Here is a 14078-nt window from a genome sequence, read left to right as displayed (position 1 = left end):
CACTGGCTCATTGGTACGATCCCAAGGAGCCCGCGCAATGAACTTGCATCAATACGCAGAAACCCATCAGGTGACCAATCAGCCGCCGTCTCTGGACGGCGTGAACCTGTACCGCATTGACCTGCCGTTGCAGTATTGGAGCCAGCATTTCGGCGCGGGATGGGCGCAGGCGCGGATTGACGAGTACGGTGCTCTGGCGGGCGGCCCGCTGATGGCTGCGGGTTTTCTGGCCAATGAAAACAAACCGCAGTTTGTCAGTCATGACCGTTTCGGGCATCGGATTGATCTGGTGGAGTTTCACCCGGCTTACCACGAACTGATGCGCACGGCGATTGAGCATGGTTTGCCGTCCTTGCCCTGGGCCCACCCGCAACCCGGTGCCCATGTGGCCCGCGCATCCATGACCTACCTGCACAGCCAGGCCGAAGCGGGCAGCGGCTGCCCCTTGACCATGACCTTCGCCAGCGTGCCGGCCTTGCGTCTGCAACCGGACCTGGCTGCCATCTGGCTGCCCAAAGTGCTGGCCACTGAATATGACCCGCGTAATGTCGATATCAGCCAAAAGGCCGGCGTGACCCTGGGCATGGCCATGACTGAAAAACAGGGCGGCACCGATGTGCGTGCCAATACCACGCGGGCTTACCCCGTAGGGGCCAAAGGGCCGGGGCAGGCCTATGAACTGCTGGGGCACAAATGGTTCTGCTCGGCACCCATGTGTGACGGCTTTCTGACCCTGGCCCAAACCGAAAAAGGCCTGAGCTGCTTTTTGCTGCCGCGCCATCGTCCGGATGGCCGCCGCAACGAATTCTATATTCAGCGCCTGAAGAACAAACTGGGCAATAGCTCCAACGCCTCCAGTGAAGTTGAGTTTCGTGGGGCATTGGCCTGGATGATCGGCGAAGAAGGTCGTGGCGTGCCGACCATTATTGAAATGGTCGCCATGACCCGGTTCGACTGCATGGTCGGCTCCAGTGCCTTGATGCGTCAGGCGCTGACCCAGGCCAGCCATCATTGCGCCCATCGACTGGTGGGCGGTCGGGTGTTGGCAGATCAGCCACTGATGCAGAACGTATTGGCTGACCTGGCGCTGGAAAGCGAGGCGGCACTGGCCCTGAGCCTGCGCATGGGGCGGGCGCTGGACAATCCGGATGACCCGCATGAGGCCAGGTTTTCCCGGTTGGTCACAGCGGTGGGCAAGTACTGGATCTGCAAGCGGGCTCCAGCCATGATCAACGAAGCGGCCGAATGCATGGGGGGCGCAGGTTATGTCGAAGACAGCATCCTGCCGCGCCTGTATCGCGAGGCGCCGGTCAATTCGACGTGGGAAGGGTCGGGTAATGTGCAGTGCCTGGACGTGTTGCGAGCCTTGTCCAAAGAGCCGGGCGTGCTCGATGCGCTGTTTGCCGAGTTGGGCGACGGGCATGGCGATGTGCGCCTGGGGCAGCACATTGTGCAGCTTAAGGCGGCGCTCAACGACACTGACGATATCCAGTATCGCGCTCGCCAACTGACAGAAGACATCGCCCTTGGCCTACAGGCAAAACTGCTACTTGAGGCTGGTAACAGTGATGTCAGCGACGCCTTTATCGCCAGCCGGTTACAGGGCAGCGGCCGGGTTTACGGTACATTGCCACGGGGTTTGAATGTGGCAGCCATCGTTGCCCGCGCTACCCCGCAGGTTGCCTGAATATCCCCAACCCTGTGGGAGCTGGCTTGCCTGCGATGCAGACGACGGGTTTTATCTGCCAGACCCGGTCGATGCCATCGCGGGCAAGCCCGCTCCCACAGGGATTTGCGTGAGGCAGCCGATATTCTGTTTATCCCCAGCAGCCACAGGAAATCTTCGGCAGGCAATTTTGTAGCTGCCTTTAGCCATCGATACAGGCAAGATAAAGGCCTGCCCGCTCAGAAGACAGGATGCTTATCGTGACCGAAGCTTTTATTGTCGTTTCCACCGCTGAAGAGGCCGTTGACCGGCTTGCTGCCTTGCACGAGCGCGCAACCACGGCCTTGAGCCAGGCACTCAAGCGTTATCTCAAGGATCGGGTTGAACCCTCTGCGCAAGAACGCGCGCTGTTTCGCTACCCCGAACTGCGTTTGACCTACCGTATCAACGGTGAAGTGCCGACCACCACCCGTGCTTATGCCAAGGTCCAGTTACCGGGCACCTACAGTGTGACCGTCACCCATCCCGCCTCTTTCCGTAACTACCTGCTGGAACAGCTGGTGCCATTGATGCGCGACTTCACCGTTGAAGTAGAAGTCGGCGTCAGTGAGCAAAATATTCCTTACCCTTATGTGGTCGAGCAAGGTGATGAACTGGCCGGCTCCGGCGTTACCGCTGCTGCGCTGGCGCGGGTGTTTCCGAGCACCGACCTGTCTGCTGCCACCGACGGCATCGCCGATGGCCTGTACGACTGGGAAAACACCGATCCGTTGCCCCTGGCGCTGTTCGACGCCGCGCGGGTCGACTTCTCCCTGCGCCGCCTGGTGCACTACACCGGCAGCGACTGGCGCCATGTGCAGCCGTGGATTCTGCTGACCAACTACCATCGCTATGTTGACCAGTTCATCCTCCATGGCCTTGAGCAATTGCGCGACAACCCGCGCTTTGTGCGCATGGTGATGCCGGGCAATGTGATCATCGAAAAATCGATGGACTACGGCGAGGCCCAGGCCATCGCGGCGGGGGTGGTGTGGCATCGCTACCAGATGCCGGCGTATCACTTGCAGGCCAGTGATGGTCATGGCGTGACGCTGGTCAATATTGGCGTCGGCCCGTCCAATGCGAAAAACATTACCGACCACCTGGCCGTGCTGCGTCCGCATTGCTGGCTGATGATTGGTCACTGCGGCGGTCTGCGCCAGTCGCAGACCATTGGCGATTATGTGTTGGCCCACGCCTACATGCGTCGTGACGGCATTCTTGATCGGGTCGTGCCGCCGAACATTCCGATTCCGGCCCTGGCTGAAGTCCAGCTGGCGCTGCAGGAGGCTGCCGCACAGGTTACCGGTGAGCGCGGCGATGAGCTGAAAAAACGCCTGCGTACCGGCACCGTACTGACCTATGACGATCGCAACTGGGAGCTGCGCTGGGCTCAGGAACGTCCGCTGATCAACCTGTCCCGTGCTGTTGCCGTGGACATGGAAAGCGGCACCATTGCTGCCCAGGGTTATCGCTTGCGCGTCCCGTATGGCACGCTGTTGTGTGTGTCGGACAAACCGCTGCACAGTGAAATCAAACTGCCAGGTTCGGCCAATGCCTTCTATGAGCGTGCGGTCAGCCAGCATTTGAAAATCGGCATTGCTGCCGTGGACTTGATGCGCAGCCAGCTCAACTCCCTGCATTCGCGCAAGCTGCGCAGCTTTGATGAACCGCCGTTCCGTTGATCGGTGATGGTCATTTAGCGATCGGGGGACTAGCATTGCCAGCCCTGATCGCTAGATAGCCTTTTTTGTCATGTCTCGTCCCGCCCCACGCCGCCCGGCCTCGAAAAGCCTCACCGCGCCAGCTGCCAATCGCCGCGTGGCCAAAGCGCCACCGTCTGATCCCAAGCTGTACCTGTTCAATAAACCCTTCGATGTGCTGACCCAGTTCAGCGACGAAGGCGGGCGCGCCACGCTCAAGGACTTTATCCCGATTCCGGGCATCTACCCCGCCGGGCGACTGGACAGGGACAGTGAAGGTTTGCTGCTGTTGACCAATGATGGCCAGCTGCAGGCGCGGATAGCCGACCCCAAGCACAAGTTGCCCAAGACCTACTGGGTTCAAGTTGAAGGCGAGCCCACGCCGGAGCAACTGCAGCAGTTGCGTGATGGCGTTGAACTCAATGACGGCAAGACCCTGCCTGCCGAAGCGCGTGCCCTGGACGAGCCGCACCTATGGCCGCGCAACCCGCCGGTACGCTTTCGCAAAAGTATCCCGACCGCCTGGCTGGAACTGGTGATTCGTGAAGGTCGCAACCGTCAGGTGCGGCGCATGACGGCGGCAGTGGGCTTGCCGACCTTGCGCCTGGTGCGGGTACGCATTGGTGACTGGAGCATTGAAGGGCTGGAGCAGGGGCAGTACCGGGAAGTTCCGGCGCGGCTATAGGGCTCCGGATTCGATCAGGCCGATGACCACGCTTTTGATGATAAACGCGGCAACGCCCAGGCCGAGGACGAAAAACAGGATCATGGAGCCGAAGCGTCCAGCTTTGGACTTCTTCGCCAGATCCCAGACGATAAAGGCCATGAAAATGATCAGCACGCTGACCAGAATCGTCATCATCCATTCTTCAAGTACGGCAGGATCCATCGGTATTCTCCGGCGACATCGTGGGAAAAAGCCGTAGGAGTATACGCCAGGGAAGTGTGGGGATATTGATCTGGGTAGTGAGAGGATGTCGCTACACCCGTAGCAGCTGCTGAAGGCACGAAGCTGCGTTCGATTGTGAAGCAATCGCAAGATCAGAGTGCGCGTTACAACTGAAGAATCGCGTGGGCTGATTTTACGACTGCTTCGCAGCCGAACGCAGCCTTCGTTCCTCGGCAGCTGCAGGAACACTGCAACTGTGGGAGCGAGCCTGCTCGCGAAGGTCGTTCGCGAGCAGGCTCGCTCCCACAATAGGGCTTGACCTGCAACAGAGTATCTACAGGTTCTATTTTTACGTGCGCAAATGGGTCAGCGGCAGCTCGGTGCTGTTGAGCACCTGATTGAGCACAAAGCTCGAACGCACGCTGGTTACGCCTTCGATACGGGTCAATTCACCCAGCAGCAGCTTCTGGTAGTGGTCCATGTCGGCAACCACCACTTTGAGTTGGTAGTCGGCGTCCATGCCGGTCACCAGGCTGCATTCCAGCACCTGCGGCAGGGCGCGGATGCAGGCTTCGAAGTTCTCGAAACGCTCTGGTGTATGTCGGTCCATTCCGATAAGCACGTAGGCTGTAAGGCTCAAGCCCAGCAGTTTGCGGTCGAGCAGCGCCACCTGACGGCTGATGTAGCCGTCATCCTCAAGCTGTTTAACGCGGCGCGAGCAAGGAGATGGCGACAGGCCAATACGTTCGGCCAGTTCCTGGTTAGAGATGCGTGCGTCACGCTGCAATTCCGCCAAAATGCTCAGGTCATACCGGTCGAGTTTGCTCACGAAGTTACCCTTTGTCATAACTATTGCGTGAAAGTATCCACCTTAAGTCAAAAATTGCGCAAGTAATGTTTTATCGAGCAATCTTCGCAATCGCCTGCCGCGGCCAAACGCCTATTCTTTAAACCAGAATCACTGCCCGGACATAGAGTCCACTGCGGCCCGCCGAATCAGGCCAGCCGCGGCCGCCAACCCCACAGGGTTGCCCCGGCCCCCGGGCTACGCACTGTCCAGAAGACGGAGCGAGGTGAGCCAACATCACAAGTGTTGAGCCAGGACAGAAAATTCAAGGGGCGACCGACGGGTCGCCCTTTTTTCGTCTGGCAAAAAATAAGTTGCGTTATGCACTGCCTGGCGTAGAACCGCTTCCTGAAACCCCAGTCTTATCTATAAGCCCTGTCCTTCAGTGAGAAACAGCATGAAATCGCGTATCTGGCGTTTGGCTACAGTTGGCGTGCTCTTTGTGAGCGTCAGCGGCCAGGTGTTGGCCGATGAGCGTGGTGATGGCGGCTGGCAAGGTCGGCCACAGGGTGCAGACAATCATCAGCCGCGCCCGAATCAACAAGGTAATAACCTGCCGATCCAGCCGCGCCCCGACAGGGTTCAGCAGACTCAGTCGCCGAACCGGGGCGGCAATCAGAATTGGTATGGCGGCGGTTACGCTCCTGGCGCGAATAACCGTCATCCCAACGACCAGCGCTGGGCCGGTCGCCCGTCCGGGCATGGCAATGGCTGGGGCCCGGGGCCGCAATATCGCCCGGGTAATGTGGTAGAGCGGTTCCCCGGTCAGCACTGGCAAGTGCCGTATCGCGGCCAGAATTACTACTTTTCAGGCGGCTACTGGTATCGCCCTCAAGGCCCGCGTTACATCGTGGTGCAGCCGCCTTATGGACTGCGCGTAGGGTTTTTGCCTGATTACGCTAGGGAAGTGTGGTTTGGCAGTACCTTGATGTTTCTCGCGGCGGGGGCGTATTACGCCTATCAACCTGCAACTCGCGATTACATAGTGGTCCAGCCGCCGACGGTCTACCAACAGCCCGCGAGCAACAACTATGAGATGGTGGCTTACCCGATGAACGGTCAAAGCCCGGCCCAAATCGGTCAGGACCGTTATGACTGCTATCGCTGGGCTGTGGAGCAAAGCGGCTTCGACCCTGCCAAGGCGACATACGCCCCAGCGGCGCAAGTGGTGCAAGCCTATCGGCAGGCGCAGGGCAGTTGCCTGAGCAGTCGTGGTTATCAAGTGACGTATTGATCTGAAGCCTGCTACGGAGCCTTGCTCAGCCTCGGTTTGACCACTTCCTTCGGGTCTGCATGCACCAGTACTTCGGCCCGCGGATAGGCCTGTTCAATGGCTTCAGCCGCGCGGTCACAGATGCTATGGGCTGCGGACAACGTCAGTTCACCCGGCAGCTCCAGGTGAAACTGCACAAACCAGGTATTGCCCGAGATCCGTGTGCGCAGGTCGTGGGCGCCGAGCACGCCGGGCACGCTGCAGGCCAGATTCAGCATGTTTTCACTGACATCCGTGGGTAACTCCTGATCCATCAACACGGCAAAACTCTCACGGGCGATCTGCAGTGCGCTCCACAGGATATACACCGCAATCCCCAGGCCAAACCAGGCGTCCAGCTGCGGGAAACCTACACTGGCCAGCACCAGCGCCAGCAAAATACTGCCATTGAGCATCAGGTCCGAGCGGTAATGCAGCGAGTCGGCGCGCACCGCGTTGGACCCCGTGGCCTTGATCACCCGGTGTTGCAGCACCAGCAGTGCCACGGTCATCAGCAACGAAAAGACAATGACGCCAATTCCGATCCACGGTGCGCCTACCGGCTCCGGGTTTTTCAGCCGTTCCACTGCCTGAAAGGCAATCAGCACTGCACTCACGCCAATAAACAGCGCTTGCGCCATGCCCGCCAGGGACTCGGCTTTGCCGTGACCATATCGGTGATCCTCATCGGCGGGACGCAGCGCGTAATGCACGGCCAGCAAATTGAGAAACGAAGTTACGCCATCGAGCAGCGAGTCGGTCAGGCCGGCGAGCATGCTGATCGAACCACTGAGCCACCACGCGATGGCCTTGGTTACGATCAACAGGCTGGCCACCGCCACTGATGCGCGGGTAGCCAGACGTAACAGGCGGGCGTGTTCCGGGCTGCTGGTCATGGTGCTTTCCTGATGAATGATGACGTGCTTCAGGCTGCTGGCTGCAAACCATACATAGCCAGTTGCTGGGCGCTGCCCCGGTGCTGGATCAGGCGTGGATCGTTCAGCGGGAAGCTGCGGCCCAGTTCGCTTTCAAGGATGGCCTGGAGCTTGGCGTTATCCACCTTGCCGTCTGCGCCGATGGCTTCGCGCAGTTTTTCCGGGGCGATTTGTGCGGTCTTGCCCGGCGGGAAATAAATTGCGCCGGTGGCGAAGTCGACACCGAAGGCGATCAGCCCCGGGATCACATAAAACAGCAGGCCCACGGCATCCAGTACGACGATCATGGGGTCGATCTTGCCGTCGATCTGGCCGCGGCGGTCTGGAAAGAAAATACTGCCGCAAGCAGTCAATTGGGTGAACAGTGCCGCAACCACGACACCGCCGATTACTCGCGAAGGCATACGCATACTTAAAACCTCAAACATGTTCAAAGGACTGGATCATTACTGTTCGCCGTTATACTCGCCGCTCTGTTCTGGAGCCACCATGATTTCTTTGCCGATTGATGAAGTTTTACCTGCGCTGCGCCTGGCCCTGGCCGAGCGCCATGAAACCGTGCTCGAAGCGCCGCCCGGCGCCGGTAAAACCACCCGTGTGCCGCTGGCCCTGCTCAACGAGCCGTGGCTGGCCGGGCAGAAGATCCTGATGCTCGAACCCCGGCGCCTGGCGGCCCGTGCGGCGGCCGAGCGGCTGGCCAGTGAACTGGGTGAAAAAGTCGGCGAAACCGTAGGTTACCGAATACGCCTCGACAGCAAGGTCGGCCCCAACACCCGTATCGAAGTGGTCACCGAGGGCATCCTTACTCGACGTCTGCAGCACGATCCGTCGCTGGAAGGGGTAGGCCTGCTGATTTTTGACGAGTTCCATGAGCGTAGTCTGGATGCCGATCTGGCGTTGGCCTTGAGCCTCAATGGGCGTGAGCTGTTTCGGGATGAACAGCCGCTGAAAATTCTGCTGATGTCCGCCACTCTTGAGGGCGAACGACTGGCGAGCATTCTCGACGATGCGCCGATCTTGCGCAGTGAGGGCCGCATGTACCCGGTGGCGATGCGCTGGGGGCGGCCGTTTGTGCCCGGTGAATTTATCGAGCCGCGAGTGGTGCAGACCGTACTTGATGCCATCAACGATGAAAGCGGCAGCCTGCTGGTGTTCCTGCCCGGGCAGGCGGAGATTCGTCGGGTCAATCAGCAATTGGCCGACGCGCTGGGTTCGCGCAGCGATATTCTGCTGTGCCCTTTGCATGGAGAACTGGATCTGACGGCCCAGCGTGCGGCCATCGAGCCTGCGCCAAAAGGCCTGCGCAAGGTGGTGCTGGCCACCAATATTGCCGAGACCAGCCTGACTATCGACGGCGTGCGTGTGGTGATCGATGCCGGGCTGGCGCGAGTTCCGCGGTTTGACCCGGGCAGCGGCATGACCCGCCTTGATACCCAGCGCATTTCCCGCGCCAGTGCCACCCAGCGCGCCGGCCGCGCCGGGCGTCTGGAACCGGGTGTGTGTTATCGCCTGTGGTCCGAGGACCAGCACGCGCAGCTGGCGGCCTATGGCAGTGCGGAGATCCTGCAGGCTGATCTGGCCGGGTTGGCGCTGCAACTGGCACGCTGGGGTGTCACTCCCGAGCAACTGATCTGGCTCGATATGCCGCCCTCGGCCAGTTATGCACAGGCCCGACAATTGCTCGATCGGCTGGGTGCCTTGCACGGAGCAAAACTCACCCCCCACGGCGAAGCGATGGCTGAACTGCCTGCACATCCGCGGATTGCCCATCTATTGCTGCGCGGTCAGGACCTTGGGCTGGCCGACATGGCCTGTGATATCGCGGCGTTGTTGGGGGAGCGCGATATCCTGCGCGGCGTCGGAGCTGACCTGCATAGCCGGCTGGCCCTGCTGTCAGGCGAAAGCCGCGCCGCACGGGGCGGGCAGGGCGGTGTGCAGCGGGCCAAACAACTGGCCCGGCAGTATCGCGGGTACTTGCGTGGCAAGGCCAGGCAGCCGGTCGCCGACCCCGACCACCCGCGCTGGCTGGGTGCCTTGCTGGCGCTGGCCTACCCCGATCGGGTCGCCCAACAGCGTAAACCCGGTGGGGCGGAATATCGTCTGGCCAATGGCCGTGCGGCGTTGTTCAGCGAAGTGGATGGCCTGATGAAACAGCCCTGGCTGGTCATCGCCGATTTGGGCAGCCGTCAGGGGCAACGTGAAGAACGCATTTATCTGGCGGCCGAGTTTGATCCTGCCTTGCTCGAGGGTGTTTTGAGCGAGCAGGTCAGCGTTGTCGATCAACTGGACTGGGATGAGCGCGAGGGTGTGCTGCGTGCCGAGCGCCAGCGCAAGGTCGGCGAGCTGGTCCTCAGTCGCGAGCCATTGACCGGGCTCGACGAAGCGGCCCGTACGCAAGCGCTGATCAATCTGGTGCGACGCAAGGGGCTGGAGCTGTTGCCGTGGACGCCCGAGCTGCGCCAGTGGCAGGCGCGGGTAGCGTTGTTGCGTCAACTGGACCTGCAGATCCAGGGGCACAGTGAATGGCCCGACGTCAGCGATGCCGCCTTGCTGGCCGGGCTTGAAGACTGGTTGGGGCCGTATCTGGGGCGTGTGTCGCGGCTCAGTCACTTTGCCAGCCTCGACCTGTCGAGCATTGTGCATAACATGCTCAAATGGCCGCTGCCCCAGCGCCTGGACGAACTGGCGCCCCACCATATCAAGGTGCCTTCAGGGTCTTCGGTGCGGCTGGACTACAGCGAACACCCGCCGATTCTGGCGGTGCGCCTGCAAGAGTTGTTTGGGCTGGCGGACACCCCGCGTATTGCGGGCGGGCGCCAGGTGGTCAAGTTGCACCTGCTTTCTCCGGCAAGGCGTCCGGTGCAAGTAACCCAGGATCTGGCCAACTTCTGGCGAAGTACCTATGCCGAAGTGAAAAAAGATTTGAAGGGGCGCTACCCCAAGCATTACTGGCCCGATGATCCGCTGGTGGCCGAAGCCACGGCGCGGATCAAGCCGCGTAAGGTGTAGCGACCGGGCGTACGGATCGCGAGCAAGCCCGCTCCCACAAAAATTGCGCAGATCTTGTGGGAGCGGACTTGCTCGCGATGGCATCAACGCGGTGAGTAGAGCTTCACGACCCGATATAGCTGGTCTTGACCAGGGTGTAGAATTCTTGCGCATAGCGGCCCTGCTCGCGCGAGCCATAGGACGAGCCTTTGCGCCCGCCAAACGGCACGTGGTAATCCACCCCCGCCGTGGGCAGGTTGACCATCACCATCCCAGCCTGGGAATGACGCTTGAAGTGATTGGCATATTTGAGCGAGGTCGTGGCAATACCCGCCGACAAGCCAAACTCGGTGTCATTGGCCATCGCCAGGGCGGCTTCGTAGTCTGCAACCTTGATGATATTGGCTACCGGGCCGAACACTTCTTCGCGGCTGATGCGCATGTCGGCCGTGCTGTCGGCAAACAGGGCCGGGGCCAGGAAATAACCCTCGGTATCGCAGGTCACCAGGCTGCCTCCGGCAACCAGGCGGGCGCCTTCGTTGCGGGCGATGTCGATGTAACCCAAATCCTGGTCGAGCTGCGCTCGGGACACCACCGGGCCGATATCAATCCCGGCCTGCAAGGCATGCCCGACCTTGATCGAACGCATGCGCTCGGCCATCGCCTCGACGAATTTGTCGTGGATGCCCGCGGTAACAATCAGGCGGCTGGAGGCGGTGCAACGCTGGCCGGTGGAGTAAAACGCACTCTGCACCGCCAGTTCGACCGCTTGCTTGAGGTCGGCATCGTCGAGGATGACCTGTGGGTTTTTACCGCCCATTTCCAGCTGCACCTTGGCCTGGCGCGACACACAGCTGATGGCGATCTGGCGACCGACGCTCACCGAGCCGGTAAAGCTTATACCGTCCACTTTCGGGCTGTTGACGATAGCGTCGCCAACCACGCGGCCGCTGCCCATCACCAGGTTGAACACGCCTGCCGGGAAGCCTGCGCGAGCAATGATCTCGGCCAGTGCCCAGGCGCAACCCGGTACCAGATCGGCCGGCTTGAACACTACACAGTTGCCATAGGCCAGGGCCGGGGCGATCTTCCAGGCGGGGATGGCGATGGGGAAGTTCCATGGCGTGATCAGGCCAACCACGCCCAGGGCTTCACGGGTGACTTCTACATGCACGCCGGGGCGCACCGAAGGCAGGTAATCACCCGACAGGCGCAGGCATTCACCGGCGAAAAACTTGAAGATATTGCCGGCACGGCTCACTTCACCGATGGCTTCGGGCAGGGTCTTGCCTTCTTCGCGAGCCAGCAGGGTGCCCAGTTCTTGCTTGCGGGCGAGGATTTCGCTGCCGACCTTGTCCAGCGCATCGCTGCGCGCCTGGATGCCGGAGGTCGACCAGGCAGGGAACGCAGCCCGTGCCGCATCAATGGCAGTCTGGACCTGGGCGACGTCAGCCTTGGCATATTCGCCAATCACATCGCTCAGGTCGGAGGGGTTGATATTGGTGCTGTATTCAGTGGCTGTTACCCACTCGCCACCGATGTAATTGTCGAAACGCTTTGAACCAGTCATCAAATTTCTCCACACGTGGACAGGCATCGATTTCCAGTAGTTATACGTCATCGTACGACTTGAGGCAAAAACAATCGGCGCGGCGAAACTGAGCGAGGGAGGGAACCGTCTGATTGGGTTTCAACTGTGGGAGCGAGCCTGCTCGCGAATACAGTCTTCGCGAGCAGGCTCGCTCCCACAGGGTCAGTCTGCAGGCAGCAGCAATCGGGCCAGCACCGGCAGGTGGTCGGAGATGGTCTGGGTGTCTTCCTGGCGCACATAGCCTTCGATGCGCTGCAGCTTGGGGCTGTGGAAGAGGTAGTCGAGCGTACGGTCGGGCTCGTCCGCGTCGGGGAGATTGGGAAAGTGGGTCAGCCACAGTTCGCGGTCGATGCCGGTAGCTTCAGGGTTGCTGGGGATCATCGGGTACTTTTCCCAGAGCAGGTGCAACTCGCTGTCTTGCGAGTAGCCCTGGCGCAATGGCTCGGGCAGGCGCAAGTACTGGCCGATGGGCAGCAGGTTGAAGTCCCCGCCGATCAACCACGGCGTGCCCTGGCCTTCCAGCTTGTCGGCCAGTTCGGCGACAGTCTGCATTTGCAGGCGCAGGTTGCTGTTGTTGGCGGAGGGCGCATCCAGTTGTGTGTTGATTGCTGCCAGTTGCCCGCCATCATTGAGCGGCAGGTAGTTGACCAGCAGCGCGGGCCTTGGCTGGAACTGACGGCTGAGAAAGTTGGTATCGGCCAGGGGCAATTGCAGACGTTCTGCGTGTTCGATCTGGAAGCGGCTGAGGGTGACCAGAGAGCGCCCGACACTGCCGAAAATATGCCAGTCGGGCACAAAGTCGGCCTTCCAGGTAAAGGCCTGGGTGCTGCAGGGGTAGAGGTCGATCAGGCGTTCTTGCAGCAGGGCCAGCTGGTTCTGGTAATCGCTGGCCTTGGCGTTGTCATCGACTTCCTGCAACAGCACGAGATCCGGGCGTTCGTCACGTATGACCCGCGCTACCTCATCAAGGCTGAAGGCCATGTCTTCCCGGGTGGGGCGGGTGTCAGGGCCGCTGCCGTCAGCCAGGTTGTACCAGAACACATAGCGCTTGCCGGCCAGGTACTGGATGTTCCACGTCATTACCTTGAGCGCCTGGCCTGGTACCAGCACCGGGGCGGTGCCGGGGCACGTCAGGGGCAGCACCTCGCGGGCACCGGGCCGCCATGTAACGCTATAAACCAGACATGCCAGCAGCGCTGAGATCAGCAGCAAACCTGATGCGGTGCGGCGTAATAAACGTGACATGAGCTCGACTTAATAACGTTACAGGGAAGGCTCGAACATACCCGACGGCAGTGCGGCCTTCCAAGGTTCTTTGTGTAGGAAATTTCTGTTTTTATAGTTCTGACTTTTCGCTGATCAACATAAATAAACGAAACAGTACGACGGAAACAAACAACTGCAAGAAGCTGTTGGCGCTATCGAGTGCCAGCGATAGCAGTGTGTTGTCGTCCTTGGAAAACAGGGTGTAACTGAATTCCTTGAGCAACATCAGCGGGCCCAGTACGGCCAGTATGCAAACGAAAATCCGCCAGAAATGCCCGCGGGTCAGGGTGAAGCTCGATTTCATGGCCGCCAGCGGAGCATCACCACGCAATACCAGTCGGTACTCGGAGAAGGCCAGTACCACGGTCAGGAAAATGCCCGGAATAAAAAACATCGACAGCCCCAGCACGATCAGCAGCGTGCTGATTGCCGACAGCAGGGCGAATTTGGGCCAAAGATTAACCGCCGAGGCCAGCAGGTCGCGGTTGCGCGGGCTTTCGCCCTGGCTGCGGGCATCGAGAAACAGGATCAGGGCGGCGGTGTACAGAGGGTACAGCAGCAGTCCGACAACCAGGCCATAACCGGGCGATGCATCCGGGCCTGCGGCGTTGTCGACAATGTGCTGCAGCACAGCTTCAAGGATGACCAGCGGCAGGCACAGCGTTACGATCTGGCTCAGATTGCGCTGGAAGAAGTACAGGGAGTCGCGAAGAACAGTCAGCGGATTCATTGGCAGTTGTCAGCAGTCAAGAGCGGTGCGTCACTTTAACCGATGAGACGCCAAGATGAACAAAAGTTCACGCAGGCCTGATGCTGTTGAAACGGGTTGTAGTGCCCCAATAACGCGTTTGAGCTTCTGCGTAATGCAAGGGGCAGGTTTCTATCTGCAATCGAAAGAGGTT

At 60.3% G+C, this 14078-nt stretch carries 12 protein-coding genes; 5 read left to right on the top strand and 7 right to left on the bottom strand.

Annotated elements, in window-relative coordinates:
• Window positions 1-37: 37 nt before the first annotated feature.
• The 3 genes from EQV96_RS13370 to EQV96_RS13360 all read left to right on the top strand — a co-directional run bounded on the left by EQV96_RS13370 (window position 38) and on the right by EQV96_RS13360 (window position 4093).
• Window positions 38-1687 carry an acyl-CoA dehydrogenase family protein gene (locus tag EQV96_RS13370; protein ID WP_240882108.1) on the top strand — a complete coding sequence of 550 codons (1650 nt, stop codon included), beginning with the start codon at window positions 38-40 and terminating at the stop codon, window positions 1685-1687.
• A gap of 230 nt (window positions 1688-1917) precedes the next feature.
• Window positions 1918-3390, top strand: coding sequence for an AMP nucleosidase (gene amn / locus EQV96_RS13365; RefSeq protein WP_153327098.1), 1473 nt, complete (start codon window positions 1918-1920; stop codon window positions 3388-3390).
• Window positions 3391-3526: 136 nt separating this feature from the next.
• Window positions 3527-4093 (top strand): pseudouridine synthase, encoded by a 567-nt coding sequence (locus tag EQV96_RS13360; protein WP_169916967.1) that lies wholly within the window; start codon window positions 3527-3529, stop codon window positions 4091-4093.
• On the opposite strand, the gene EQV96_RS13355 is transcribed toward EQV96_RS13360, so the two are convergent.
• Window positions 4088-4297 carry a DUF2788 domain-containing protein gene (locus EQV96_RS13355; protein WP_016779292.1) on the bottom strand — a complete coding sequence of 70 codons (210 nt, stop codon included), beginning with the start codon at window positions 4295-4297 and terminating at the stop codon, window positions 4088-4090. The two genes, EQV96_RS13360 and EQV96_RS13355, sit on opposite strands and share 6 nt — an antisense overlap.
• A gap of 349 nt (window positions 4298-4646) precedes the next feature.
• A complete protein-coding gene (locus tag EQV96_RS13350; RefSeq protein WP_016779293.1) occupies window positions 4647-5144 on the bottom strand; it encodes an Lrp/AsnC family transcriptional regulator in 498 nt (165 codons plus the stop codon).
• A gap of 397 nt (window positions 5145-5541) precedes the next feature.
• Here EQV96_RS13350 and EQV96_RS13345 point away from each other — a divergent pair, with 397 nt between their 5' ends.
• Complete coding sequence (locus EQV96_RS13345; protein WP_095023446.1) at window positions 5542-6378, top strand: DUF6515 family protein; 837 nt, start codon at window positions 5542-5544, stop codon at window positions 6376-6378.
• Window positions 6379-6389: 11 nt separating this feature from the next.
• Here the strand turns inward: EQV96_RS13345 and EQV96_RS13340 are convergent, their stop codons facing one another.
• Both EQV96_RS13340 and EQV96_RS13335 read right to left on the bottom strand, forming a co-directional pair.
• A complete protein-coding gene (locus tag EQV96_RS13340) occupies window positions 6390-7292 on the bottom strand; it encodes a cation diffusion facilitator family transporter (RefSeq protein ID WP_240882107.1) in 903 nt (300 codons plus the stop codon).
• Window positions 7293-7321: 29 nt separating this feature from the next.
• A complete protein-coding gene (locus tag EQV96_RS13335) occupies window positions 7322-7741 on the bottom strand; it encodes a polyribonucleotide nucleotidyltransferase (RefSeq protein WP_094999406.1) in 420 nt (139 codons plus the stop codon).
• Window positions 7742-7820: 79 nt separating this feature from the next.
• On the opposite strand from EQV96_RS13335, the gene hrpB reads away from it, so the two are divergent.
• A complete protein-coding gene (gene hrpB / locus EQV96_RS13330; protein WP_218722779.1) occupies window positions 7821-10340 on the top strand; it encodes an ATP-dependent helicase HrpB in 2520 nt (839 codons plus the stop codon).
• Window positions 10341-10443: 103 nt separating this feature from the next.
• On the opposite strand, the gene EQV96_RS13325 is transcribed toward hrpB, so the two are convergent.
• The 3 genes from EQV96_RS13325 to EQV96_RS13315 all read right to left on the bottom strand — a co-directional run bounded on the left by EQV96_RS13325 (window position 10444) and on the right by EQV96_RS13315 (window position 13906).
• A complete protein-coding gene (locus tag EQV96_RS13325; protein WP_240882106.1) occupies window positions 10444-11889 on the bottom strand; it encodes an aldehyde dehydrogenase family protein in 1446 nt (481 codons plus the stop codon).
• A gap of 183 nt (window positions 11890-12072) precedes the next feature.
• The gene (locus tag EQV96_RS13320) at window positions 12073-13155 is read right to left on the bottom strand and encodes an endonuclease/exonuclease/phosphatase family protein (RefSeq protein WP_095018410.1); all 1083 of its coding nucleotides are present in this window, start codon (window positions 13153-13155) and stop codon (window positions 12073-12075) included.
• Window positions 13156-13246: 91 nt separating this feature from the next.
• Window positions 13247-13906: a YciC family protein gene (locus EQV96_RS13315; RefSeq protein ID WP_094999402.1), complete on the bottom strand. Its 660-nt coding sequence runs from the start codon at window positions 13904-13906 to the stop codon at window positions 13247-13249.
• Between the last annotated feature and the right edge of the window lie 172 nt (window positions 13907-14078).

The organism is Pseudomonas sp. TMW22080 (genome assembly GCF_022496745.1).
GTDB classification, from domain to species: Bacteria; Pseudomonadota; Gammaproteobacteria; order Pseudomonadales; family Pseudomonadaceae; genus Aquipseudomonas; species Aquipseudomonas bubulae.
Note: the sequence above shows the minus strand (reverse complement) of the source record. Positions and strands in the feature narration are given on the sequence as shown.